25 protein-coding genes and 1 pseudogene are annotated in these 26,533 nt (G+C 30.7%); 5 read left to right on the top strand and 21 right to left on the bottom strand.

Annotated features, from left to right (window positions below):
- Nucleotides 1-60 precede the first annotated feature (60 nt).
- The gene (locus ELQ07_RS00670) at nt 61-402 is read left to right on the top strand and encodes an SMR family transporter (RefSeq protein WP_088303475.1); all 342 of its coding nucleotides are present in this window, start codon (nt 61-63) and stop codon (nt 400-402) included.
- The gene (locus ELQ07_RS00665) at nt 402-710 is read left to right on the top strand and encodes a multidrug efflux SMR transporter (RefSeq protein WP_002933241.1); all 309 of its coding nucleotides are present in this window, start codon (nt 402-404) and stop codon (nt 708-710) included. The genes ELQ07_RS00670 and ELQ07_RS00665 overlap by 1 nt, the downstream gene beginning before the upstream one ends.
- A gap of 17 nt (nt 711-727) precedes the next feature.
- On the opposite strand, the gene argS is transcribed toward ELQ07_RS00665, so the two are convergent.
- The 17 genes and pseudogenes from argS to cetC all read right to left on the bottom strand — a co-directional run bounded on the left by argS (nt 728) and on the right by cetC (nt 18,267).
- The gene (gene argS, locus ELQ07_RS00660) at nt 728-2,320 is read right to left on the bottom strand and encodes an arginine--tRNA ligase (protein WP_134224593.1); all 1,593 of its coding nucleotides are present in this window, start codon (nt 2,318-2,320) and stop codon (nt 728-730) included.
- A gap of 11 nt (nt 2,321-2,331) precedes the next feature.
- Nucleotides 2,332-2,571 (bottom strand): twin-arginine translocase TatA/TatE family subunit, encoded by a 240-nt coding sequence (locus ELQ07_RS00655; RefSeq protein ID WP_002852866.1) that lies wholly within the window; start codon nt 2,569-2,571, stop codon nt 2,332-2,334.
- A gap of 1 nt (nt 2,572) precedes the next feature.
- On the bottom strand, nt 2,573-3,190 hold the full coding sequence (gene gmk, locus ELQ07_RS00650) for a guanylate kinase (RefSeq protein ID WP_134224592.1): 618 nt from the start codon (nt 3,188-3,190) through the stop codon (nt 2,573-2,575).
- A 2-nt stretch (nt 3,191-3,192) separates the two neighbouring features.
- Nucleotides 3,193-4,833 carry a highly acidic protein gene (locus ELQ07_RS00645; RefSeq protein ID WP_134224591.1) on the bottom strand — a complete coding sequence of 547 codons (1,641 nt, stop codon included), beginning with the start codon at nt 4,831-4,833 and terminating at the stop codon, nt 3,193-3,195.
- 56 nt (nt 4,834-4,889) lie between these two features.
- Nucleotides 4,890-5,657 (bottom strand): flagellar biosynthetic protein FliR, encoded by a 768-nt coding sequence (gene fliR / locus ELQ07_RS00640; protein ID WP_002859266.1) that lies wholly within the window; start codon nt 5,655-5,657, stop codon nt 4,890-4,892.
- Nucleotides 5,644-6,279 (bottom strand): ABC transporter ATP-binding protein, encoded by a 636-nt coding sequence (locus tag ELQ07_RS00635; RefSeq protein ID WP_002852807.1) that lies wholly within the window; start codon nt 6,277-6,279, stop codon nt 5,644-5,646. The genes fliR and ELQ07_RS00635 overlap by 14 nt, the downstream gene beginning before the upstream one ends.
- A gap of 12 nt (nt 6,280-6,291) precedes the next feature.
- Complete coding sequence (tsf, locus tag ELQ07_RS00630) at nt 6,292-7,365, bottom strand: translation elongation factor Ts (protein ID WP_134224590.1); 1,074 nt, start codon at nt 7,363-7,365, stop codon at nt 6,292-6,294.
- On the bottom strand, nt 7,365-8,156 hold the full coding sequence (rpsB, locus tag ELQ07_RS00625) for a 30S ribosomal protein S2 (RefSeq protein WP_134224589.1): 792 nt from the start codon (nt 8,154-8,156) through the stop codon (nt 7,365-7,367). Before rpsB ends, tsf begins: the two co-directional genes overlap by 1 nt.
- Before the next feature lie 115 nt (nt 8,157-8,271).
- A complete protein-coding gene (locus ELQ07_RS00620) occupies nt 8,272-9,435 on the bottom strand; it encodes a cyclopropane-fatty-acyl-phospholipid synthase family protein (protein ID WP_134224588.1) in 1,164 nt (387 codons plus the stop codon).
- Nucleotides 9,436-9,562: 127 nt separating this feature from the next.
- Nucleotides 9,563-10,687, bottom strand: a complete 1,125-nt coding sequence (locus tag ELQ07_RS00615) for a cytochrome c1 (RefSeq protein WP_134224587.1) — start codon at nt 10,685-10,687, stop codon at nt 9,563-9,565.
- Nucleotides 10,684-11,934, bottom strand: a complete 1,251-nt coding sequence (locus ELQ07_RS00610; protein WP_134224586.1) for a cytochrome bc complex cytochrome b subunit — start codon at nt 11,932-11,934, stop codon at nt 10,684-10,686. The genes ELQ07_RS00615 and ELQ07_RS00610 overlap by 4 nt, the downstream gene beginning before the upstream one ends.
- A gap of 1 nt (nt 11,935) precedes the next feature.
- Entirely contained in the window at nt 11,936-12,439 is a 504-nt protein-coding gene (gene petA, locus ELQ07_RS00605; protein ID WP_088303480.1) for a ubiquinol-cytochrome c reductase iron-sulfur subunit, read from the bottom strand.
- 89 nt (nt 12,440-12,528) lie between these two features.
- Nucleotides 12,529-13,795, bottom strand: a pseudogene (locus ELQ07_RS00600) (arsenic transporter).
- A gap of 14 nt (nt 13,796-13,809) precedes the next feature.
- On the bottom strand, nt 13,810-15,669 hold the full coding sequence (mnmG, locus tag ELQ07_RS00595; protein WP_134224585.1) for a tRNA uridine-5-carboxymethylaminomethyl(34) synthesis enzyme MnmG: 1,860 nt from the start codon (nt 15,667-15,669) through the stop codon (nt 13,810-13,812).
- An 87-nt stretch (nt 15,670-15,756) separates the two neighbouring features.
- A complete protein-coding gene (gene cetB / locus ELQ07_RS00590) occupies nt 15,757-16,254 on the bottom strand; it encodes a bipartate energy taxis response protein CetB (protein WP_002866200.1) in 498 nt (165 codons plus the stop codon).
- Between the two features lie 18 nt (nt 16,255-16,272).
- On the bottom strand, nt 16,273-17,652 hold the full coding sequence (gene cetA, locus ELQ07_RS00585; RefSeq protein ID WP_070317030.1) for a bipartate energy taxis response protein CetA: 1,380 nt from the start codon (nt 17,650-17,652) through the stop codon (nt 16,273-16,275).
- A gap of 120 nt (nt 17,653-17,772) precedes the next feature.
- The gene (gene cetC / locus ELQ07_RS00580) at nt 17,773-18,267 is read right to left on the bottom strand and encodes an energy taxis response protein CetC (RefSeq protein WP_070317029.1); all 495 of its coding nucleotides are present in this window, start codon (nt 18,265-18,267) and stop codon (nt 17,773-17,775) included.
- 267 nt (nt 18,268-18,534) lie between these two features.
- Between cetC and ELQ07_RS00575 the strand changes: the two genes are divergently transcribed.
- Nucleotides 18,535-19,911 (top strand): cation:dicarboxylase symporter family transporter, encoded by a 1,377-nt coding sequence (locus ELQ07_RS00575; protein WP_070317028.1) that lies wholly within the window; start codon nt 18,535-18,537, stop codon nt 19,909-19,911.
- Here the strand turns inward: ELQ07_RS00575 and ELQ07_RS00570 are convergent.
- On the bottom strand, nt 19,908-20,714 hold the full coding sequence (locus tag ELQ07_RS00570; protein ID WP_070317027.1) for an inverse autotransporter beta domain-containing protein: 807 nt from the start codon (nt 20,712-20,714) through the stop codon (nt 19,908-19,910). The two genes, ELQ07_RS00575 and ELQ07_RS00570, sit on opposite strands and share 4 nt — an antisense overlap.
- A gap of 141 nt (nt 20,715-20,855) precedes the next feature.
- Between ELQ07_RS00570 and ELQ07_RS00565 the strand changes: the two genes are divergently transcribed.
- On the top strand, nt 20,856-22,382 hold the full coding sequence (locus ELQ07_RS00565; RefSeq protein ID WP_002864548.1) for an inorganic phosphate transporter: 1,527 nt from the start codon (nt 20,856-20,858) through the stop codon (nt 22,380-22,382).
- A 7-nt stretch (nt 22,383-22,389) separates the two neighbouring features.
- Here the strand turns inward: ELQ07_RS00565 and ELQ07_RS00560 are convergent, their stop codons facing one another.
- Genes ELQ07_RS00560 through gatB form a run of 3 tightly spaced genes read right to left on the bottom strand, consistent with a single transcriptional unit; the run spans nt 22,390 to nt 25,889 of the window.
- Entirely contained in the window at nt 22,390-23,568 is a 1,179-nt protein-coding gene (locus ELQ07_RS00560; protein WP_070317026.1) for a metal-dependent hydrolase, read from the bottom strand.
- 9 nt (nt 23,569-23,577) lie between these two features.
- A complete protein-coding gene (locus tag ELQ07_RS00555) occupies nt 23,578-24,474 on the bottom strand; it encodes an NAD(P)H-dependent glycerol-3-phosphate dehydrogenase (RefSeq protein ID WP_134224584.1) in 897 nt (298 codons plus the stop codon).
- Nucleotides 24,471-25,889, bottom strand: a complete 1,419-nt coding sequence (gatB, locus tag ELQ07_RS00550) for an Asp-tRNA(Asn)/Glu-tRNA(Gln) amidotransferase subunit GatB (protein WP_070317024.1) — start codon at nt 25,887-25,889, stop codon at nt 24,471-24,473. Before gatB ends, ELQ07_RS00555 begins: the two co-directional genes overlap by 4 nt.
- A 114-nt stretch (nt 25,890-26,003) precedes the next feature.
- On the opposite strand from gatB, the gene luxS reads away from it, so the two are divergent.
- A complete protein-coding gene (luxS, locus tag ELQ07_RS00545; protein ID WP_002870821.1) occupies nt 26,004-26,498 on the top strand; it encodes an S-ribosylhomocysteine lyase in 495 nt (164 codons plus the stop codon).
- Nucleotides 26,499-26,533 lie beyond the last annotated feature (35 nt).

Genomic DNA, 26,533 nt, shown 5'->3' with positions numbered 1-26,533 from the left:
TAAAAAGGCTAATTAAAGCTTTAAATGGTATGATTTTACCATTTATTTTAGGAGAAGTTTTTGAATATCGCAAAAAAAGAACTTTTTGTTGCTTGGTTTTTCTTGATTGCTGCTATTGTATTTGAAGTTTTAGGCACTAGTTTTTTAAAAATGGAAAATCAAATTTTAGGCTATATATTCATGGCTTTATTTATAGCTTTTTCTTATTTTTTTATGGGTAAAGCGATTAAAAAAATTCAAATAGGCATAGCCTATGCTGTATGGGAACTTTTAGGGATTATCCTTATACTTTTAGTTTCTTTTATAGTTTTTAAAGAGAGTTTAACCTTAACTCAAATTCTAGGCATTATTCTTTCTATCATTGGAATTATCATGATTAACATAGGCGAGGTTAAAGAATAATGTATATTTTTATCATTATTCTATCGGCATTGTTAGATATCGTAGCAAATTTATTACTAAAAAAATCAGATGGTTTTAAGCATAAAATTTGGGGCTTGGCTGCTATTATTAATGCTATACTTGCTTTTTTTCTACTTTCTTTTTCTTTAAAATATGTTCCTTTAAGCATAGCTTACTCAACTTGGGGTGCTATAGGCATCATAGGAACTTGTCTTGGTGGATGGATTTTATATAAAGAAAAATTAAACAAAATAGGAATTTTAGGTATCATTATCGTAATAATAGCAGTATTTTTGCTAAATTATTAAAACAGCAAAATGCTGTTTTAATGTTCCATTTTGTTTTTCGCTTCAATACCCATTAAAGAAAATGCAGTTTTAATACTAAGAGCAACTAAAGAAAATAATTTCAGTAAATCATTTTCATTTGCAGAGCCTACAACTTTATTTTCATTGTAGAATTTATGAAAATTTGCAGCTAAATTTTTAAGATAATCAGGAATTTTTTGCAAAGCTCTAGCCTCAAAAGCATCGTTTAAAATAGCCTTTAAATTCAAAGCTTCAAAAAGCAAATTTACGCCATCTTGATTTAAACTTTGCAAATCAGCTTTCATTACATCATCGATTTTTTTACCAGCTTTAGCAAATACTTGATGAATTCTAGCGTGTGCGTAGTTGATATAATATACAGGATTAGAGCTATCTTCTTTTTGCAAATCACTAATATCAAATTCCAAATGAGTATCACACTTTTTACTCAAAAAGATATAACGCAAAGCATCACTTCCTATCTCATCAACTACATCGCTCATCAAGATAAAATTTCCTGCTCTTTTACTCATTTTATAAGGCTCTCCATCTTTAAGCAAGGAAACCATTTGTGCTAAAATAATCTCAAGATTATTAGAGTCAAATCCCAAAAACTCCATCGCAGCTTTCATTCTAGGGATATAACCATGATGATCTGCTCCCCAGATATTAATACACTTTCCATAACCACGACTCATTTTATCTTTATGATAAACAATATCTGCTGCCAAATAAGTCCCGCGTCCATCTTCACGGATAATTACACGATCTTTTTCGTCGCCTTTTTGCGAAGAAGCAAGCCAAATTTTACCTTCTTGCTCATAAATTCCTTTATGCTCTTTTAAAGATTCTAAAGTTATATTTAAAGCATCATAATACGATCTTTCGCTTACATAGCTGTCAATTTTAATCTTTGCTTGTTCTAAATTTTGTTTAATCAAAACAAGCATTTTATCTTTTGCCCAATCAGCCAAACTAGGGATATTTTCTTCGCTAAAAAATTCTTTACCAAATTTTTCAAAAGCTTCTTTTGCCAAATCCGCTATATACTCGCCTTTGTAATATTGCTCTGGATATTCAACATTTTCATGAAGTATATTTTCTTTCACGCTTAGTAAAATAGAAAGCCCTAGTAAATAAATTTGATTACCCGCATCATTGACATAATATTCTGTATCAAATTTATAGCCCAAATGTCTTGCAAGTCTTGTTAAGGTATCTCCAAAAACAGCGCCTCTTGCATGTCCTATGTGTAAAGGCCCGGTAGGATTTGCACTCACATATTCAAGCAAAAAACTTTCTTGTTTTTTTTCTCCTTTAGTAAAATCATTTGGATTTGTTAAAGCCTGATTTGCAAGCTCATTTAAAAAAGTTTTGGAAATTTTAAAATTTAAATACCCATTTACAGCTTCAACCGATTCAAAACAATCATGATTTTGAAATTTGTTCGCTAAGTCGCTAGCGATTAACATAGGAGATTTTTTTAATTCCTTAGCCAGTGAAAAAGCCAAAGGGGTAGCAAAATGTGCTAAATTTTTATCCTTTGGATTTTCAAGTGTAAAATCACACTCTAAAATCTTTTTAATTTCATTAAAAATAATACTTTTCAAAAGACTAAACCTTAAGCTTTTTTTGTTTCGTCTATACTTGCATCAGCATTTGTATTATTAGTTGTGTTTTTGTTTTCTTCTATTTTTTGAGTATTTTTTGCTACTTCATCATCATTATTCATTTCATCTTTAAAAGTTTTAATACCTTTGCCTAAACCCTTTGCAAGTTCTGGAATTTTTTTTGCTCCAAAAAGCAATACAACAATCAATAAAATAATCAACCAATGACTTGGACTTGACCAACCACCCATTTTATTCTCCTTTATTCCAAATATTTTGAATTTGCCCTAGATTCTGCCCTTTGGTTCTAAATTTATGGGCGATTAAAATCGCTCGCAATGCTTCATAACTTTGCTTTAACTCATCGTTAATGATAAGATAATCATACTCGCTAAGCTCTTTCATTTCACCACTAGCGTTTTGTAATCTTTTTTCTAGTTGTATTATTGTATCAGTATTTCGCTTAATAAGTCTTTTTTTTAACTCATCTTTATTTTTTGTAGTAATAAAAACAGAAATAATTTTATCAGCCATTTTTTGTCTGGCTATTTTAAATCCTTGCACATCAATATCAAAAACAACTATTTTTCCATTATCTAAAGCATCTTGAGTGTGCTTTAAAGAAGTGCCATAAAAATTTTCATGCACCTTAGCCCATTCTAAAAAATGATCACCATCTATACCTTTTTGAAATTCTTCATGGGATATAAAATGATAATGTATTCCATTTTTTTCACCCTCTCTTGGTTTGCGAGTTGTTGAAGAAATAGAAAAATAAAGCTCATCTTCAAATTCATCAAAAAGTTTTTTTAAAAGAGTTGATTTTCCAGCTCCACTAGGACCTGAAATCAACAAAATAAAACCTTGCAATTTTAATCCTCTTTAAAACTAATGTTTATATTTATGTTCATATTTATACCCTTAAGAGCAGCTTTTAAGGTATCATCCTTAATACTTGAAGTGATCGCTCCTACTATGCTTTGGCTAAGCTCATTGACTATCTCTTCACTATTATCATCTTTAGTTGCATTACTTACTATAGGCTCTTCATTTTTTTCTACAATTTCCTCTCCAAGAGCTTCTTGTATATCACTTTCTTTCAATGCATCAAAATCACTTATATTTAAATTTGGCACAACCACTTCCTCTTCATTTGTTCCTAATTCTTTATCGTCTAAAATTGGCTCATCTTTAAAATCTTCTAAAACCTTGCTACTATTATCACTATCAATACCATAATCAAGCTCATCAAGTTGAGCTAGTTCTTCTTTAATCTGATCTTGAGTGCTCAAATTTGAAATAAAATCATCCATTTCATCTTGAACATCTTCTTCCACAACAGGAGCAAACTCCTCTAAAATTTCCTCTGATTCTTCATTATCTTTTGCTTGACCTAAAAATTCAGCATCCTCAGGAAGATCATCAAAATCCATTTCTTTTTCTTGCTCTTCGACCACAGGAAGATCATCAAAGTCGCTTATATTAGCTTGTAATTCTTTGTTATCTTCTAAATCTTCATCATTTTTATCATCTAGCTCATCTAAACTAGGCTCAGTATCCAAAGCTGTATGTTCTTGGCTTAAGTCTTCTTTTTCGTTTTTGCTATCTTCTAAAGTTAAATCTAAATCAGTTTGAATGTCTTCTTGAGTCTGTTCTTTAGTTGTTTCTTGTTCTAAATTTTCATCTTCTAAATTTTGAGTTTCTAAAATTTTGTTTGCATTATCATCTTGAGATTCACTAAGCTCTTCTTGCATTTCTAATGCATTTGTTTTAGAATCGTCTAATAATTCTTGCTTTTTTATTTCTTCATTTTTATCATCTTCTTTGATTTCTAAATCTTCATCATTTTTATCATCTAGCTCATCTAAACTAGGCTCAGTATCCAAAGCTGTATGTTCTTGGCTTAAGTCTTCTTTTTCGTTTTTGCTATCTTCTAAAGTTAAATCTAAATCAGTTTGAATGTCTTCTTGAGTCTGTTCTTTAGTTGTTTCTTGTTCTAAATTTTCATCTTCTAAATTTTGAGTTTCTAAAATTTTGTTTGCATTATCATTTTGAGCATCATCATCAAAACTCAAATCTTTTATTCCCTCTGAATTTATATCTAAAGAATTTTCATCAGGCAAATCATCCAAATTTAAATTATCTAAATCCAAGCTTATATCAGCATAAGGATTTTCATCATTACTTAATATTGGCAAATCAATAGATGTATGTTTGTTTGTATCTTTATTATTAAGTAAATTTAAAAAATCTGTAGGTAAAAAAGGTTTTTGTAAAATTTGTGCATCTATATCTACATTTTGATTTCGCGGGGCTAAAAAAATCAATCTATCGCATTTTTCTTTAAGAATTTTTAAAGGTGCTGGAGTATCACTATCTACAACGATCACATCATAATTACCCAAATTTTCACTATAAGCATTAAGTTCTTCAAAATCATAAGACATTTTTTTAGCACTAAGGCTTACAAGTCTTGAAACTACAGGGTTTTCATTTAAAAGTAAAATTTTCATCACTTTAATCCTTGAAAAATAATCACTATTTTACGATAATTTCATTTATCCTTTCCTTAGGAGAAAAAAAGAGTTTGCATATGAGTAAAAAGTTCTAAAATTAAATTTTTAAAATATTGCATCATAACTAGTAAAATAGCAATCAAAACTACAAAGCCTAAAGCTATCTTTATAGGATAACCAATAACTAAAAGATTAAATTGTGGCATTGTTTTCATCAAAAGTCCAAAAATAACATCGGCTAAAAGTGAAATTCCAAGTATAGGAAAGCTCATAGTAAAACCTATGATGAAAATATTAAACATACCCATATTTAAATAATGCATTAAATTCTCATGCGGATAAAATCCACCTAAACTAATATAACCTAAAGAATGACTTAAAAACAAAAGCATTAAATGATGACCATCAAAAGCAAGAAAAAACATCAAAGCAAGCAAATTTAAAATTTGTGCCGTAATAGGCATACTCGTTCCAGAACTTGGATCTAATATACTTGCCATAGTAAATCCCATAGTAAAAGCAATCTGCTCGCCTGCCATCATAATAATAGCAAAAATAATTTGAAGCATTAATCCTGCTATCATTCCAAAAATCACTTCACTAATAAGCTGTAAAACAAAAAAACTATCTAAATGCAAAGATTCTAATCTAGCCAAAGGATATAAATACATAGTCAAAAATAAAACTATAGTACTTTTTATCACCATAGGAATAGAATTATGTGAAAAAAAAGGAAAAAAAACTATAAGACCACTCATTCTAGCAAGAAGCAACATAAAAGTTACAACATTTTTGTCACCTAAATAATTAACAAATTCCATTGGCGTTTATAGTATAAGTTTTATCACAAAAACTTGCGAGCTTACTATCGTGAGTTACAAAAAATAAAGCTGCATCATTTTCTTTAACATAGGAAATTAAAAGTTCGATAACATTTTTAGCATTATCAAAATCCAAATTTCCAGTTGCTTCATCAGCAAAAATAATCTTTGGTTTTTTACAAAGCACACGTGCGATACTCACACGCTGTTGTTGTCCGCCGCTAAGCTTTCCTATTTTTTGATGTAAAAGCGTATCAATACCTAACCTTTTTAAAATTTTCTCATCTAAATCTTGACCCGATAAAACACTAGCAAGTTCGATATTTTCTAAAGCTGAAAAACCTTTAAAAAGATAATGTGTCTGAAAAATAATACCAAAATCATAACGGCGAATTTTTAATCTTTCGTTTTCATCTATCTGATAAAGACTAGAACCTTTAAAAAAAACTTCACCTTTTTTTGGAATCAATAAAGAAGAAAGTATATGCAAAAGAGTAGATTTACCACAACCGCTACTCCCTTGAATAGCAATGCAATCTTTGGTATTTAAAGTAAGATTTAAACCCTCAAAAAGCGGATAATCAAAACTATGGCTTAAATTTTCCGCTCTTAAGAGTTCCATTTTTAACCGTTTTTAAAGTTGTGCAGCAACTTCAGCCGCAAAATCTTCAGTTTTCTTTTCTAAACCTTCGCCAACTTCAAAGCAAATAAATTCAACAATGTTAATTTTTCCGCCAAATTCTTTTTCTTTTTCAGCGATCACTTGTTCTACAGTTTTTTTATCATCCATTACATAAAACTGACCCATTAAAGTAAGTTTGCTATCGAGTTGGGAATTATCAGCTATAAAACTATTCATTTTGCCCGGGATAATATTGTCCCAAATTTTTTCAGGTTTACCTTGAGCTTTAAGCTCTTCTTTGATTTTTTCTTCAGCTTCTTTTAAAATTGCATCGCTTAATTGTTTACGACTTGCAAATTGAGGAATTTTATGTTCAGGTTTATTTGGATCTTTAAGTCTGCGTCTTTCTTCATTTTCTTTTTCAAGTTCAGCAACCAAAGCTTTGTATTCATTTTCAACAAAAGTCATATCCAAATCTTCATAACTTAAATAACTTGGTCTCATTGCTGCAATATGCATACAAATTTGTCTTAATAAATCTCTTGATTTTGAAGCTACTTCAGCACTATCACAAGCTGCAGCGATCACAACACCAACACGGCCATTTGTATGAATATAACCATTTACAACGCCGTTAGCACCTGCTTTTAAAGTTGCAAATCTTCTTACAACTAAGTTTTCTCCTATAGTTGCAATTTGACTTTTTAAATATTCTTCAAATTTTACGCCATTGATTGTGCTTGAATGAAGTTCTTCCACACTTTGCAAGCTATTGCTTTGAATATGAGCTGTAGTATCTTTTGTTAAGGCGATAAACTGATCATTTTTTGCCACAAAATCTGTTTCGGAATTAATCTCACTTACAGTTGCGCTTGTAAAATCATCGCTTACTTTTACACTTACTAAACCTTCTGCAGCAAGTCTATCTGCTTTTTTAGCAGCCTTGCCTAAACCTTTTTCTCTTAAAAGTTGCACTGCTTTATCAAAATCTCCATTAGTTTCACTCAAAGCATTTTTACAATCCATCATCCCCGCACCTGTACTTTCGCGGAGTTCTTTTACCATTGCAGCAGTGATTTCAGCCATTATTCTTGCTCCTCACCGAAGTCTTCTTCGCTCATCGCTTCATCTAAAACTTCTTTTTTCTCTTCATCAGTGATTTCTTTTTCTTCATTTGGTAAAGCTTCACCATCTTGTTCTCTTAAAGCTTTTCCCTCATTAATCGCTTCAGCCATTTCTTGACAGAAAAGTTGCACTGAACGAATTGCATCATCATTTCCTGGAATAGGATAAGCTACCAAATCAGGATCGCAGTTTGTATCTAGTGGAGCTACAACAGGAATTCTTAATCTATTTGCTTCTTGAACAGCAATTTTTTCTTTTACTGTGTCAACAACAAAAATCATATCAGGTTGAGTTTTCATATAACGAATTCCACCTAAATAAGCTAATAATTTTTCTTTTTTTCTTGTAAGCATTAAAGCTTCTTTTTTAGTTAAAAGCTTAATACTTCCATCTTCTTCCATTTTTTCAATTACTTCTAATTTTCTAATTGATTGGCGAATAGTACCAAAATTTGTCATCATACCGCCAAGCCATCTATGATTTACATAAGGCATACCGCATTTTTCAGCGTATTCTTTAATCGCTCCACCTGCTTGTTTTTTTGTTCCAACAAAAAGTATAGTTTTTCCTTCAGCAGCAGCGTCACGAACAATACTATAGGTATATCTAAAATATCTTAAAGTTTTTTGTAAATCAATTACATAAATACCTTTTCTCTCGCCAAAAATGAATTTTTTCATCTTTGGATTCCAGCGTCTTGTTTGATGTCCAAAATGCACACCACATTCTAATAAATCTCTCATACTAACCATGAGTTTCTCCTTATAAATTTAGCTTTATTCCTCCACATCCCTTAATTTACACAAGCTAAAAAGGATTGATGTGTGTGAAATGAAGCTAGGATTCTATCAAATTTAAGTTTAGTTTTTACTTATATATGTATTCTTTAGTGAGACTTAAATTATTATTAATTTCCTTTGTGATTAAAAATTGGAACAAATCCACGCTTCCAACACGAAAAGCAGAGGCGCAAGAACGAAGGTATAAATCCCACATTCTTATAAATTCTTCATCATATTTTTCCCTTACCTTGTCCAATACTTTATTAAAATTTTCATCCCATAAATCTAAAGTTTTTGCATAGTGCATTCTTAAACTTTCTGCTAAAAGAAGATGAAAATCCCACTCACTCATAGCGCTTACAACCTCTCTTAAAGAAGGTAAATACCCTCCTGGAAAAATATATTTATCTATCCAAGCATTTGTTTTTCCTTCAAACATGGCTAAAATAGAATGTAAAAGCATAGAACCTCCAGGTTTTAAAACTTGTTTTACTTTCATAAAATAAAGTCCTAAATTCTCTTTGCCTACATGTTCAAACATACCTACCGAAACAACTTTATCAAAATAATTTTCAAATTCTAAATCTTGATAATTTTGAAGTCTTATTTCTATTTTATCTTCAAGATCAAGTTCTTTTACTCTTTCCTTGGCTTTTTTACACTGCTCCTCTGAAATAGTAATTCCAACAACCTTAACTCCATACTTTTGAGCCGCCATAATAGAAAGCCAACCCCAGCCACAACCTATATCTAAAAGCTTTTCTCCTTCTTTTAAATCAAGTTTTTTAAGAGTATGTTCTATTTTGTTAATTTGAGCTTCATAAAGAGTGTTGTTAGGCTCTTTAAAATAAGCACAAGAATAGCTCATAGTATCATCAAGCCAAAGCTTATAAAAATCATTACCTATATCATAATGACTTTTAATATTTTTACTTTCTTGCTTTTGAGTTATTTTACTCAATACATCTTTTTTGGTTTTAAAAAATTGCTGATTAGAAAAATAATACAATACCCTAGCCATTTCATCATAATCACCATCTATGTCAAGTTTTGCCTGCATATAATGTCTTGCAAAAACCAAACTTGTATCGCCAAACAACTCCAAAAAAGGAATTTTTTCTTTAAAAATTAAAGAAAATTTAGCAGGTTTGTTTCCGATAAGAAATTCTTCTTTATCCCAAAAAACAACTCTAAAATCCCCATAATTCCATTTTTTTAAAATAGATTTGATTAAAGTTTTTTCTAACATAAAATACTCCTAAATTCTAAAATAATTATATTTTAGAGTATCTCTCTTTAAATGTTAAAAGTTAATAAAAATGAAGAAAAAATAAGATTTTTGCCATTATCATTAAATAATGGCAAAAAATGTAATATTAATGTAATTTAGACCAAACAGAACGCTTCCAACCTATAGCAAAAATACTTAAAATTACAAAGAATACCATTACATAAATTCCTGTAGTTTTTCTTTCTTCTTTTTTGCTATCACCCACTTGATCAATATAAGATACAACCTTAGCCTGTGCAGCTTCTGTTAAACCTACTCTTGGCATAGCCGTTCCTGGAAGAAGTTTTTGAGTATTATTAATAAAATCATGTAAATATTGCTCACCACGAGATCTTATCATCATAGAAAGATCAGGCGGAACAGAACCTAAATAAGTTTTTAAATCATTTTGATTTGATGGAGTAAAAAAGCTATCATATTTCATATCATGACAACGTCCGCAAGCCTCAATAAAAGTTGCTTTATCTTTAGCAAATTTTATATCTTTTTCTATTAAAGCAGCTTTTTGAGCACTATTTTCCATTTTAGCATATTTTGCCTCAACATCTTTCTTAATAGCAGCATCTTCATTGGCTTCAAATTTAACACTCACATCTTTAAGATAAGCAATTACATTGGCTATATTTGCATTTGTAGCTTCTTCACTTTCTCCTGAAGTATCTTTATTGTAAGCTGTCATAATAAAAGCATCGCCAAATTTATGATCTACTTTTAAAGCAAGCGCAGGATGCATGATCAAAGCTGCTAAAAATTTTTCATCAAAAATAGCACCAGCTGCACTAAGATCAGGTGGTATTACCCCCATAGAAGAATCAGTAATATTAGCTGCTATTCCATCTTCTTTTACACCATGACATGCAAAACAGTTATTTTCAAAAAATTCTTTACCTTTTTTTGCATCACCCTTAGCAAAATCGATCTTTGCAACATCTGCCCAAAGTATTTCAACCTTGTTTAATTCTTCTTTTGCTTTTTCAAGTTCTTTGTTTGCACTCTCTATTCTTTTAGCGTCTCCTGAAGCTTGTGCATCTTTTAGAGCTAATTCTTTAGCTTCAACTATACCTTTTGCAAAAGTAGTATCTTCTACAGCAAAATCAAAATTTGCAGGAGCAACATGAGGTTTCATTACTGAATGAGCATAAGGCTCTACCCCCCAATATACAAGTGCAGTAAAAACTACTACAACTAAAAATATTTTTATTTCTCTCATTGTTTAGCTCCTTTTCTCTCCATGATAGTAATAACCGGTAAAACTACAATAAGTAAAAGTAAAAATACTACAGAAGCATAAAATCCTACCCAAGCATTTACACCTGTTGGAGGTAATTTTCCATAAACTGTTAAAACAATTAAATCGATAAGCAATATCCAAAACCAAATGAAAAATAAAGGTCTTTCATGAGCCGGTTTTACAACATCACTTCTATCAAGCCAAGGAAGTAAAAAGAAAATCACTTGAGCAATACCAAATGCAGCCAAACCTATATCAAAAGCTTTAATACCTGCAATATCAAAGAAAAATCCTCTTAAAACTTCATAACTCCATAAGAAATACCACTCAGGATAAATATGAGCTGGTGTTTTAAGCGCATTAGCTGGATCAAAATTAATTGGATCCATTGCAAAATCAAATTTAAAACAGACCAAATAAAAGAAGAAAATCATAAAAAAGCTTATATACATAAAATCTTTTGATAAAAATCCTGGCCAAAAAGGAATCACTTTAGAACCCTTTGTGTCACCTGCCATGTATTTTTCAGCCTCTAAGTCAAAGTCAAGTTCTTCAGAAATTTCATTATTAACATGAGGAATTCTTAAAGAATAGAAGTGAAATGCTATAATAGCAATGATAACTATAGGAAGCAAGCACACATGAAGCATAAAAAATCTTGTTAAAGTTGGATCAGAAACCGCATAATCCCCACGAATCCAAATCACAAGCTCAGGGCCAATAAATGGTACCCCTCCAAAAAGATTAGTGATTACTTGGGCTGCCCAATAACTCATTTGTCCCCAAGGAAGCATATACCCACTAAAAGCTTCAGCAGAAAATACAACAAACAAAAGCATACCGCTAACCCAAATCATCTCACGACCTTTCTTATAAGAACCGTAATAAATTCCTGTTAGCATATGTATGTATATAATCAAAAATACAACAGAAGCAGCAACGCCATGCATGTGACGCCAAAGCCATCCATAATCCACTTCTTGCATAATAGTCTTATTCACACTATCAAAAGCAAGTGCGGTATCTGGTTTATAATACATTACAAGTAAAAGTCCTGTAACAAAAAGCACTGCAAAAAGAGTGGTTAAAATAACCCCCATTGCCCAAAGAAAGTTAATTTGCTTTGGTATCCAATACTTTACCATTAAAACATCAAGCAGTTTATGTACTGCAAGTCTTTGATCAAGCCAATCTACAAGGCCATTAGCTTTTCTAATTTGTGCCATCTTAAGCCTCCGCTATCATTTTTTTATATTCAGGACCCTCTTCACCTAAAACAAGTTTGGTTCCATCAATTTTAAAAGGAGGAATTTCAAGAGGCTTTGGAGGAGGTCCAAAGACATTTTTTCCACTTGTGTCAAATTCTCCACCATGACAGGCACATTTAAACAATTGCTCACTTGGTTGGTAAGCAGGTATACAACCCAAATGCGTACAAAGTCCTATAACCACAGTATAAGCTGCGTTATTTACCACAACATCACGTTTTTCATCTTTTGGCATACTCGCATCTTTTTTTAATATAAAAATAGGCTTTTTACGCCATTCTATAGTTCTAAGCTCTCCATCTTGCATTCCTGATAAATCTACTGTAGTAAAACCTGCAGCTTTGACACTTGGAAGCGGATCCCAAGTTTTTTTCATCGCAACAAGCGAGAAAACACCGCCTACAGCAGCTACGCTTCCAAATGCAAAGCCCATAAAGCTTCGTCTACTCTCAGATGTAGCCATAACTTGTCCTTTCGATTTTATTTTTTAACCAAGTTAAAAGTTTATCGAAATTAAAATAAATTTTTTCTTTGTTTAACAAGTTTTGATATTTAGACAATAAGAGCAAAAAGAGAAAAAACAAGCACAGGTAAAGTTATCAAAAAGCCAAATTTACAATATTGCCAAAAAGAAATATTAATGCCTTTTCTAGCCAAAACTCCAAGCCAAAGCAAAGTTGCCAAAGAACCTATTGGCGTAAGTTTTGGGCCTATATTTACTCCTAAAAGATGAGCATAAATCATCAAAGAATCAAAAGAAAAACTTTCAAAATATTCTTTTAATACCAAATCTCCAATTAAAACCATAGGCAAATTATTAAACACAGAAGATTCAAAAGCCGAAATCAAAGCCACGCCAAAAATTCCACTCTTATCTTGCATGAAAAAAGCATAGCTTTTAACCAAAATTTCACTCACACCTATTTTATGTAAAGCAAAAACCACCATATAAAGCCCAAAACTAAAAAACAAAACTCCATAAGGTGCTTCAAAAAGAATTTTAATACTTTTTTTACCTTGAATTTTTAAAACAATAAGCCAAAAAATTCCTGCCCAAAGCAAAGCAAAAAAACTTATTTTAATATCAAAAATTTCACCTATAAAAAACTGATCACAAAAAAAATAAAAACACTACGCAAAGAAAAAACAATTTCAATGAAATTTGTTCTTTTTTGACTAGTTGAAACTCAAGTTTTTCAGGTAGCACTCTCACATAAAGCACAAAAACTATAGCTATAGTAGAAAGCAAAACAAAAAAATTTGGTAAAAACATATTTTTAGCAAATTCTAAAAATTCTATCTTAAAATAATTTGCTGTGATGATATTGGTTAAATTTGAAATAACCAAAGCGTTTGAACTTACATCACATAAAAAAAGAGACTAAGCAAAAAAGAACTTAAAATATAAGTATGATTTTTACAATCTTTAAAAGTTGAAAATAAAGCTATAATAATAGGTGTAATGATTAAAATCGCTCCATCACCAGCAAAAAATGCAGAAAGAAAAAATACAAAAATCAACAAAAACAACATCAATTTTTTGTGCTGATATAAATTTTTTCTTGATTTTTCTCTCTAGAAAAATGCAAAATTTTATTCGCAATAAAATCAAAAAATCCCAAAGATTCCAAGCTAAAATAAAGGATAATCAACCCAACCAAAGTTAAAGAACTATCCCAAACCAAAGAAAAAACAAAATAAGCGTCTTTAAAATCTACCAATTGAAAAATAAAAACAAAAAAAGCTCCCAAACTAGAAAATACCCAAATAAGTAAATTCCATGGACGCCAAAAAGCAAAATTAAAGTAGATAAAAAAATAAAAAAACAAGCATTTAAGCTTTTTTCTTTTGCATTTTGATATAAATTTGTAAAATGTCTAACGCTGCAGGAGTGATTCCGCTGATTTGACTTGCAGCAAAAATGGTTGGAGGTTTATGAGAATTAAGCTTTTCTACAACCTCATTACTCAAACCGCTTACACTTTTAAAATCAAAATTTTCAGGAATTTTAAGCTCGCTAAGATTTTTCATTTTTTCTACTTGAGCTTTTTGCATACTAATGTAATGATAATACTTTGCCTCATTTAAAATCTCTCTTAAAGAGTAATGATCCATAGTTTCAAACATAGGGTCAAGTTTTTTTAATTTTTCTATATCAAAACTTGATCTTGCAACAATTTTTTGAAGATTGACTATAGAGGAAATTTTATGTTCTCCCAAACTCTCTAAAAAAGCATTATTTTGGTTGTTAGGCGTAAATTCTTTAGAAAGTAAAAATTCAAGTCCTTTTTGAAGATTGTTTGCAATATTTTGTATATAAGTAAAATCTTGCTCACTTAAAAGCCCTAAATCATAGCCATATTTTCCAAGCCTAAGTATAGCATTTTCTTCCCTTAAAAGCAGTCTAAATTCCGCTCTTGAAGTAAACATTCTATAAGGTTCTTTTGTACCTTTTACTACTAAATCATCAATTAAAACTCCTATATAAGCTTCATCACGCCTTAAAATCAAAGGCTCTTTCATATCTATGCTTAAACTTGCATTAATTCCTGCCATAAAGCCTTGTGCTGCAGCCTCTTCATAACCTGTAGTTCCATTAATCTGTCCTGCACAATAAAGATTTTTAATCTTTTTAAGTTCTAAAGTATGCTTAAGTTCAGTTGGCTCTATATAATCGTATTCTATAGCATAACCAAAACGGGTTATTTTAGCATTTTCAAAACCCTTTACAGAACGCAGCATTTGAGTTTGTACCTCATAAGGCAAAGAAGTAGAAAAACCATTGATATAATACTCCGTCGCATCGATAGTTTGAGGTTCTATAAAAAGATGATGACTTTCTTTGTCGCTAAAACGATTGATTTTATCTTCTATAGAAGGGCAATATCTTGGCCCAACACCTTCAATCTGACCTGTAAAAAGTGGGGCACGATAAAAATTATTCTTAATAATCTCATGTGTAGTTGTATTAGTGCGTGCGATATAACAAGGAAGTTGAACGGGATTAAAATTTCTTGAACGAAAGCTAAAAGCTTTAGGATTTACATCGCCATCTTGGACTTCAAGTACGCTAAAATCAATGCTTTTTGCATCCACTCTTGGGCAAGTTCCTGTTTTTAAACGCCCCATTTTTAAACCCAAAGTTTGTAGATAATTTCCTAAATTTACTGAAGCAAGCTCCCCTACCCTTCCTGCTTGAAGTTTATTTTCACCTACATGAATGAGTCCATTTAAAAAAGTCCCTGTTGTAAGTATCACTTTTTTGGCAAAATATGTATTTTCTAAATTTGTTTTTACGCCTTTAACTTCATCATTTTCTACGATTAAAGCATTCGCTTGTTCTTGAGAAATTTCTAAATTTGGAAGTTTTAAAAGTTTATTACGCGCAATGATACGGTATTTATCCATATCAATTTGTGCTCTACTTCCTTGAACGGCTACACCCTTACTTTCATTTAAAATGCGAAATTGTATTCCCGCTTCATCGGTGATTTTACCCATAAGACCACCCATGGCATCAAGTTCTTTTACCAAATGCCCTTTAGCAAGTCCGCCTATAGCTGGGTTGCAACTTGCTGCTCCTATTTGCTCAATCAATGTAGTTAAAAGTAAGGTTTTTTTACCTATTCTAGCAGCAGCAGCACTTGCTTCAACACCCGCATGTCCGCCACCTATAACAATGACATCAAACATATTTTGCCTTGAAAAATGTGAATTTTTAAAAGAAAGATTATATAATATTTAGACTTAAAACAAACTCGTTTTAAGTCTAACAAAAATTTATTTAGCTTCTTGAAGAGAGAAGATTAGCTCATTATAAGTTTTATCTGCATCTTTGCAGAAATTTTTAAGCATCTCAACACCCTTATTTAAGCCTTGTTGCTGTTCTACTCTTAAAAGATCACTATAAAGGCTTTCTATTGTAGAAATAGCGCTTTTATTTGGCATACGACGAACGGAATAATAGCCTATGATATTATTATTAATGTCTATTGATGGGGTTACATTTGCAAAAACCCAGTAGTAATTGTTATCTTTGGTTTTGTTTTTTACGTAAGCAAAAATTTCTTTGCCTTCTTTCATATAATCCCATAAATATTTAAAAACAGTTTTTGGCATCTCTTCATGTCTTACTATGTTATGAGGTTTATTTAAAACTTCACCCATAGTATAACCTGCATACTTTAAAAAATCATCATTTGCATAAACTATTTTACCTTTTAAATCCGTTTTAGAAGTAATTAAACTATCTTCTTGTAAAAAAATTTCTCTTGACATTTTCTCAACCCTCTTAATTTATATTTTTAATTTTGCTAAGATTTCAGCACTTCTTTGCTCTAGTGATTTAATATCATTTACAATCGCATCGTAAGCTTTTTGATCGATATAATCTTGACTTGATTCTTCTATTGCTTTTTTAGCATTATCTTTTATAAATTCTTTAGCTAAATTTAACTCAGTTTCAGAACTAAGCTCATTAATAACACCTTGAGCTCTCTCATCTTGACAAAGATTAGAAATTGGATCTACACTTTCAAGATTAAAATTTTGAGCCCCATTTAAATTTAAATATATATTTGATTTATAAAGAATATGATCGATTTTAACCACAGATAAGATCAATCTCTTTGCAAAGGATTCAAAATTAACACCAAGGGCACTACTATTTTCTTCTAGACGTTTAAAAGCTTGAGAAAATTTATTAATTCTTTCTTCAGATTCACTAACAATGTTAAAAACTTGCTCACTGCCACTTTGGATATTTACAAAATCCTGTTGCATAGTTTGAATTGCAATAGAAATTTCGCTTGTAGATCTTTGAGTTCTTTCTGCTAACTTTCTAACTTCATCAGCCACAACCGCAAAGCCCCTACCATGCTCTCCTGCACGTGCAGCTTCAATAGCAGCATTTAAAGCTAGAAGATTAGTTTGATCAGCTATATCGCGTATAACCTCAACAACTGAAGTGATATTTTGGGAATTAGCCACAAAAGTTTGGACTGTTTCCTTGCTCGAATTTACAACATCCATTAAAGAACCCATAGCACTTTGTAAAGAATCCACCTCTGAGCCATTTTCTGTAGCTGTATGAGTAATAGCATCAACTGTATCGTATACATTTTTCATCATGTTAATATCTTGATTTAATGAGCTAGAAATTTGAGACATATCTTTATTTTGATTTCCAAGACTTAAATCCATTAAAGTTCTTGATAAAGCATTTTTAAAAGTAGATTTTGCTGTCACTTCTATATTTGCTAAAGCTTTATTTATAAATTCGATATTATGAGCAAAAATTCCTTTTAAACCTTCAGGCAAAGCCTTGCGATAAAATTCACCTTTTTGAGAACAAGAAATAGAAGTATTAATTTCCCTTAAGTAAGCTTCTAGCCCATCGATAGTATTGTTAAGATTATCTGCTATTTCGGCTAATTTTTTGCTTTTTGTTTTTGCATAGATAATTCTATTGTTAAAATTACCCTCTTTTAACTCTCTACAAAGAACCAAAAGTTTGTCAATCATTATTTGCTCATCTTTGTGTTGTCTAAACAAATAAATCATCAAAACAGCGATTAAAATAAAAATTATCGCTCCAATATAAATATGAATAAAAATGGCACCTAAAACACCGATAACACTTAAAAAAATAGTTGATAATAATCCATTTTTCACCATAAATTTATCCTTTTTATTAAAAAATTTTAAAGTCATAAATTAAAGTAATACTTTTATAATATATATTACTTTAATTTTTAGGCGGAGATTATACAACAAAAAAAATTAAACATATCTTATTTAGTTATCTTCTTGTAAGTTAAAAACAAGTTCATTATAAGTCATTTTATAAGAACTTACAATATCCATTAAAACTGAAACTCCAGTATTAATGCCTGATTTTTGCTCTTTTTCAAGTAAAATTTTATAAACTTCTTCAATTATAGGAAGAGATTTTCTATTGGGCGCACGACGAACAGAATAGTAGTTGATAATATTTCCATTGGCATCAAATGAAGCGTTTACATTTGCAAAAACCCAGTAAAAACTACCATCCTTAGCTTTATTTTTTACAAATGCAAAAATTTCTTCTCCTTTTTGAATATAATCCCAAAGACATTTAAATACAGTACGTGGCATATCTTCATGTCTTACTATATTATGAGATTTATACAAAAGCTCATCGACTTTATAACCTGCGTATTTTAAAAAGTCATTATTGGCATAAATGATATTCCCCTTAAGATCTGTTTTAGAAGTAATTAAAGCATTTTCAGACAAAACTATTTCTTTCATAATTTAAAATATCCCAAAAAACAAATAAATCAAAAATAGAATTATTACCAATAATAAATAACAAAAAGTAAACTGAATTACAAAATTATAAAATTTTCAAAAATATTTTAAATTTTATAATACAAATAATGAGAATTTTTGTAACATTTATATAAAAAATTGTCGTATCTTATATAAAGGAGTATTTCTAGATTTGTTTTTTTGTTAAAATTTACAATATACATTGTTAAAATTATATTTTATAAAGATCAAAAGGAGTGAATAAACTTGGAAACTTTAAGTCAAACTTTAGCTGAAAGAAAACCGCCTTTATATAAACGTATTATCAAAAGTCTTGGATTTTGGGTGATTATAGGCATTATTGCAGGTATTGCACTTGGCTGTACAGATAAAGGATTAGCCATTGCTAGCAAACCAGGAGTTGATTATTTTATAGGTGCCTTAAAGGTTCTTATAGGCCCTATTATTTTTGTTACTTTGGTTTTGGGCATCATTAGTCTTGAAAGTTTAAAAAAAGTAGGTAGTATTGGTGCTAAAGCGGTTATTTACTTTGAAGTTGTAAGTACTTTAGCGCTTGCTATAGGTATTTTTATGGCAAATGTTATGCAACCGGGTCATGGAATGAATCTTGATCCAAGTCAACTTGATACAAAAAGCGTTCAAAAATACATTTCTCAAACCACAGAAGTAAGTGCAAGCTCTGAGATTATGCATATTTTAAAAGATGCTATGCCTACTGATATTATCACGCCTTTTACAGAAGGAAAAACGATACAAGTTTTAGTTATTGCTATAATTACTGCTTTGATTATTTCTTTAATGAGAATAGAAGACAAACAGGCAATTCAAAGAGTTTTTGAAGTGGTACAAAATTTTGTTTTTAAAATTTTACAAATCATTATGTATTTTAGCCCTATTGCTGCCTTTTCAGCAATGGCTGTACTCATAGCTCAATACGGAATTGGCTCTTTGATCAACTTGGCATATTTACTTTTAGTAATGCTGATTTCATGTCTTGTTTTTATATTTGGAATCTTGGGTCTGATTTGCTATTTTGCAAAAGTAAATATCTTCAAATTTATGAGATTTATCTCAAGAGAAGTATTGATCGTTTTTGCAACCAGTTCAAGCGAGTCTGCACTTGCTCCTTTAATGAGAAAACTAGAAAAAGCAGGACTTTCTAAAGCAACAGTCGGACTTGTTTTACCAACGGGATATAGTTTTAATCTTGATTGTACAAATATTTATCTAGCTATGAGCTTAATCTTTCTAGCACAAGCTTTCAATGTAAATTTAAATTTAGCGCACGAAATCAGTATTTTAATAGTATTAATGATAGCTTCAAAAGGTGCAGTAGGTGTAACTGGATCAGGTTTTATAGTGCTTGGAAGTACGCTTGCAGCTCTAGGAAATATGGAAATTTCAGAAGCAAATGCAACCTTAGCACAAGTTTTACCAGTAGCTGCTATAGGTGTTCTTTTAGGTGTTGACAAATTTATGTCTGAAATGAGGGCGGTTGGAAATCTTTGTGGAAATTCAGTAGCAGCCTTAATCGTTGCCATCTGGGATAAACAAATTGATTGGGAAAAATTCCGCTATGCTATGGATAATCCAGAAAAATTCCATAATGCTGGAATGAACTAATGGGTTCTTTGGAGGAAATCATATCGATTAACCTCCTCTAAAGTATTATTTTTTTTCCTAAATTGTTTTAAAAAACTTTCATTGAAATTAAAACTAAATCCAACTTGAACAACGGTATCATCAATAGTCTCTCTTGCACTATAATCACGACGCAATAAATTTAAACTAAATACACTATAAGGAGAGTAAGATACTTGATAATTAGTTTTATCATTATCCTTACTTATATCAAAAGCAAAAGCGGTATAAGTTGGAATTACAAAACTCATTCCAAGCTGTAAATTTTTTTCTGCTTCATTGGGTATATAATAATTACCATAAGCCTTTATAAATTTACTATAACCAAACTCTGTACCAAAGCTTTTAGTATCTTTTTGTTCTTTTTGTTTATCAATAAAACCATTAACTCCAAATAAAAAATCATCTTTTTCATAACGATTGATTAAACCCCCTGAGTAATTATAATTATCTTGAGCCACAAAAAGTTCTTTTTGAAAAAGCAAAGAATTATTCTCCCCCTCATAAAGAGAACTTAAATTTTTAACCTGCACATTTTTATTTTGAAAATCTAAATTCCCATCTGTTTTATCTATACCATTATTATTTTCTAAAGTTTTTGAAAGCAAGCTATCAAAAGTGCTTTTAAAATCCACATTCTCTTCTTGAATTTTTGGAGCTTCTTTGGTATTTTTATAATCAAAGTGCTCCCAAGAATTTTGATTATTATTTTTTGCTAAAGCCTCTGTAAGTTCATCGGCATTGAGTAAAGAAAACAATGCTATTATATAAAAAATACCCCTCATTATTCTTATATTCCTTATTATTTCTTGTTTGAGTATTTATTATAAAAAAATAATATAAATAAAAATTCCACAAAGACTAAAAAATAAAATTAGCAAATTTAAAGTAAATAAGTGTATAATTAAAATAAAAAAGGGTTATTAATGCAAAAAGACAACCTCATAGCTTTTGTTATTTTTATTATCAGTACTATCGCATTTGTTATTTGGGGATTTGGTTATATTTCGCAACATCAACTGATTCTTTTTATTCTTGCTTCTATATTTGGCATTTTTATGGCATTTAATATAGGTGGAAATGATGTAGCCAATTCTTTTGGAACAAGCGTTGGTGCAAAAACAGTAACCATTAAACAAGCTTTAATTATAGCAGCTGTTTTTGAGCTAAGCGGGGCAATCTTCGCAGGCGCAGAAGTTACTAAGACCATACGCAGCGGTATTGTTATTTTTCCAAATTCTTTAGATCCTATGCTTTTTGTTATCATTATGCTTGCTGCACTTTTAAGCTCTGGGGTTTGGATTTTTATTGCAACCAAGAAAGGCTTACCTGTATCAACCACACACAGTATAGTTGGTGGGATTGTAGGTGCTAGCATTATGATGGGGCTTTTAAAATTTGATGGGATCCAAACACTCTCTATGGTTAAATGGAGTGAAATTTTAAGAATAGCTATTTCTTGGATAGCTTCTCCTCTTTTAGGGGGTATTGTAGCTTATATTATTTATTCATATATTGATAAGAAAATTTTAAAACCATCAGAAAAACTAAATGATGATTTGAAAAATATCAAAAAAGAAAGAAAAAAATTCAAAGAAGAATACTTTTTAAATTTAAAAACAAAATCCCAAGAAGAACAAATCAAAGAACTTTCCGCTATAGCTTTAGATGAGGAAGAACAAGAAAATAATTTCTATAGAAATAAAATGAAGGAATTTAAGGATCAAGAAAAAGATATAGATATTTACTCTATTTTAAAAACTCATATGCCAATCATTGCTTGTATTGCTGCTGCTATCATTTCGGCAATGTTTTTATTTAAAGGTTTAAATAATGTTAGCACTTTGGATATTTTACAAAACTTTTGGATTATTGGAATTATAGGAACTATAAGTTATGTTGTAACATTTGCTATAGTCAAAATCGTTAAAAAAACAGAACTTAATAAAACTACTGATAGAATTTTCTCATGGTTTCAAATATTTACAGCCTCTAGTTTTGCATTTTCACACGGAGCCAATGATATAGCCAATGCTATAGGTCCTTTTGCAGCGATTTTAGATGTCTTAAAAAACGGCACAATTAACGCGACTTCTCCTGTACCTTTTGCTGCTTTAGCTATGTTTGGAGTTGCTCTAGTTGTAGGACTTTGGTTTTTAGGTAAAGAGGTGATTACTACAGTAGGTTCAAAACTTGCAACCATACGCCCTACTACTGGATTTTCTGCAGAACTTGGTGCAAGCATAGTTATACTCTTAGCTACACAATTTGGAATTCCTGTTAGCTCCACCCATATACTCATAGGTGCTATATTGGGTATAGGAGTGTATAATAAAAACGCAAATTGGATTATGATGAAGCCTATAGGATTGGCTTGGATTATCACTTTACCAGCCGCTGGTATTATGGCAGCACTTGTATTTTTAGGATTTAAACTATCTTTAGGAATTTAAGTAAAGCTTATTTTTCTAAAATATTTTTTCCTTTAATTATATGCATCTTAATCTTTCCAAAAAGTTTATCCTCAGAATAAAGAGAACTTTTTGGAGCAAAAATTTCTTCATTCTCATCAAAAAGAACTAGATTAGCTTCTTTTCCGACTTCTATAACTCCACTATTTAAACCTAAAAATTCACTAGGATTTTTACTTGTAAATTGACAAAGCTCTTGCCAATTTAAAAATCCTTCTTTGATTAAAAAAGTATAACAAAGACTTATAAATTCGCATACGCTATGAATTCCAAAAGCCGCTTCATCAAAAGCTAAATCTTTTAAAGAAATTGATTTTGCACTATGCAAGGAAGTTAAAAAGCTAATCTTTCCTTCTTTTAAAGCCTCTCTTAAAGCCAAAACATCTTCTTTGCTTCTTAAAGGTGGCATAAGTTTCGCAGCCGTATTAAAATCTTCACAAGCACTATCATCTTTGATAAGATGATGAATGCTTACAAGTTTTAAATCCTTTTCATCTAATAATGTTAAAGAATCTTTCAAACTTAAAAGATCAAAAATAACTTTATTTTTATAAAATTTAGCCAATTCTTTCATTTTAGCTATCTGGCTAGTTTCAGCGATTTTACTCATGCCTATAAGCCCTAACTCAAAGCTCATTTCACAATCATTCATCACTCCATTATCATCAAAATCCTTATCATAACAACGCACAAAAATTGGAGAGTCTTTCATAAAAGCATATTGTGAACTTACTTTTAAAGTATTTGCATCTAAAGAACTATCAAGCTCTAAAGCACAAGCACCTTTATTTAAAAGAGTGGCTAAATTTTTAAGCTTGCCATTTGCATCCTTAACCCGTACGCTTGAAAAAATTTGCATCTTTCTTTGGGCTAAATTTTGTAAAAATAAAGCAAAACTTTCTTCATCAAAATCCATACAATCACGCAAAACTATACTAGAAATTCCTCCTTTTAGACACTCATTTTCTAAAAGTTCTAAATTAGCTAAAGAAAATTTATCATTTTTCAAACTCACACACAAATCCACAAAAGATGGAAGTAAAGTCATACCTTTAGCATCTAAAATTTCTTCACCTTGTAAATTAGAACCAATATTGGTAATTTTTCCTTCTTTAATCTCTATATCTTGTAAAGAATCTCCATAAATTTTTGCATTTTTAATTATCATGATTTTTCCTTAATCATTTTGCTTTAATAAATTCTGCGTTGCTTCTTGCACACTTTTACCCTTAAAAATTGCCACTACTTCATTTACAATAGGTGTATAAATTCCTTTCATTTTTGCTAATTTTTCTATAGCATAAGCAGTTTTTACACCTTCTGCTACTTCATTAAGTTCGGCTAAAATACTATCTAATTTTTGATTTTGCGCCAGTTTTAAACCCACTCTATAATTTCTTGATAAAACACTCGTTGCAGTTAAAAACAAATCCCCTGCTCCACTTAACCCTAAAAAAGTTTCTTCTTTAGCACCAAAAAATTTACCAAAACGATGCATTTCTATAAGTCCTCTTGAAATCAGTGCCGCTCTTGCATTATTACCAAGTTTTAACCCATCACTAATTCCACTTGCAATCGCCAAAACATTCTTATAAGCACCACAAATTTCAGCACCACGAACATCATTATCAATATAAGTTTTAATAAAATCAGGGAAAAAACTTGCAAATTTTTTACAAAGCTCTTGATTTATCCCGCTAATCATCAAAGCAGTAGGAAGTTTTTGCATCACTTCAGCAGCAAAAGAAGGACCGCTTAAAACACAAAAATTTTCTTTTGGTACAAAATCTAAAAAAATTTCATCTAAAAATTGACAACTTTGATTTTCTATGCCTTTTGAAGCAATTAAAATTTTTTGCCCCTTGTTGATGAAATTTTCTTTAAGCCAAGCACGCATTCCTTGAGAACTTAAAGCAAAAACAAGATATTCACACTCTAAAGCTTCTTTTACACCAACAAAATCTTCTAAATCACGCTGATGCAAAGAACTGATAAAACAATTGTGATTTTCTTTTAAGGCTAGATGTAAAGCACTGCCCCATTTTCCCGCACCAATAACCGCTATACGCATCAACCAAGCTTTGTTTTTAAAATTTCATTTACTTTTGTAGGATTAAAAGCTCCTTTGCCTTCTTTCATTGTTTGACCCACAAAAAATCCAAAAAGCTTGTCTTTACCACTTTTATACTCTGCAACCTTATCAGTATTTGCATTTAAAATTTGTTCAATCACCGCTTCTATAGCTGAATCATCACTTACTTGCTTAAGTCCTAGCTTTTCTATAGCATCATCAATTTCCACACTAGTATTTTCAAATACAAAAGCCAAAACATCTTTAGCCGCTTTTGCACTGATAGTGCCATCTTCTATGCGTTTAATTAAAACTCCAAGCTTTTGAGCATCTACGGGAGAATTTTCTATAGTCAATTCTCCTTTTAAAAGTCCTATAAGTTCAGTATTTAACCAATTTACGCAAAGCTTAGGATTTAAATTTTGAGAAATAAGACTTTCAAAAAAACGACTCATTTCTAAAGAACTGATTAAAACCTCAGCATCACTTTCTTTTATACCAAGCTCGTCTATAAAGCGTGCTTTCTTCTCATCAGGAAGTTCAGGAATTTTAATATCCAAAAACTCATCTTTTAACAAAACAGGCAATAAATCAGGATCAGGAAAATAGCGATATTCTGCCGCTTCTTCTTTGCCACGCATACTTCTTGTAACTAAATTTGTCGTATCAAAAAGTCTAGTTTCTTGAACTACTTCTTGTTCGTAAGTTCCATCTTCCCAAGCCTCACTTTGTCTTTTTACCTCATATTCTATGGCTTTTTGGATAAAACGAAAAGAATTAAGATTTTTAATCTCTACTCTAGTATAAAGTTTTGTATCGCCCTTAGGCCTTATGCTAACATTTGCATCGCATCTAAAACTTCCTTCTTGCATATTTGCATCTGAAATATCTAAAAAGCGTATAATAGAATGAAGTTTTTTAAGATAAGCTACTGCCTCATCACTACTTCTAAGCTCAGGTTCACTGACAATCTCAAGCAAAGGAGTTCCTGCACGATTTAAATCCACTTTAGAAAAATTACTTTCATGGATATTTTTACCTGCATCTTCTTCCAAGTGCGCTCTTGTAATACCTATGCGTTTATTTTCACCCTTTACATTGATAAAAAGCTCACCCTTTTCTACTATGGGGATATCAAATTGTGAAATTTGATAAGCCTTAGGTAAATCTGGATAAAAATAATTCTTGCGATTAAAAACACTTTTTTTATTAATTGTTGCATTGACAGCTTTTCCAAAAGCTATAGCTTTTTTTACAGCCTCTTCATTTAAAACAGGCAAAGCTCCTGGTAAGGCCAAACAAGTGGGACAAACATTAGTATTTGGAGCTTCTCCAAAAGAAGTTGCACATGAGCAAAAGATTTTTGTTTTTGTATTTAACTGAGTATGAACTTCAAGACCTATAACTACTTCAAACATAAAATTTCCTTGAATTTTTAAATGTTTTATTTTATCTTTTTTTCTTTTAGAAAGGCTTTAAATATTAATTTTAAATGCTATAATCCTTAGGCAATTTATATTTAAGGAGTTAAAATGCCATTATTAGACAGCTTTAAAGTTGACCATACTAAAATGCCAGCTCCTGCTGTGCGTTTAGCTAAAGTTATGAAAACACCTAAGGGTGATGATATTAGTGTATTTGATTTGCGTTTTTGCATACCAAATAAAGACATTATGAGCGAAAAAGGCACTCATACCTTAGAACATTTATTTGCAGGATTTATGAGAGATCATTTAAATTCAAATTCAGTTGAAATTATTGATATTTCACCTATGGGTTGTCGCACGGGTTTTTATATGAGTTTAATTGGAACACCTGATGAGAAAAGTATTGCAAAAGCTTGGGAAGAAGCTATGAAAGATGTTTTAAGCGTAAGCGATCAAAGCAAAATTCCTGAACTTAATATCTATCAATGCGGAACTTGCGCAATGCATTCTTTAGATGAAGCCAAACAAATTGCCCAAAAAGTTTTAAATCTAGGTATTAGCATAATGAATAACAAAGAATTAAAACTCGAGAATGCTTAAAAAGAATCTTTATTTTTTAAACGATTAAGCTTTAA

Source organism: Campylobacter sp. US55, assembly GCF_004378955.1.
Classification (GTDB): Bacteria; Campylobacterota; Campylobacteria; order Campylobacterales; family Campylobacteraceae; genus Campylobacter_D; species Campylobacter_D jejuni.
This window is presented reverse-complemented; position numbering and strand designations above follow the sequence as displayed.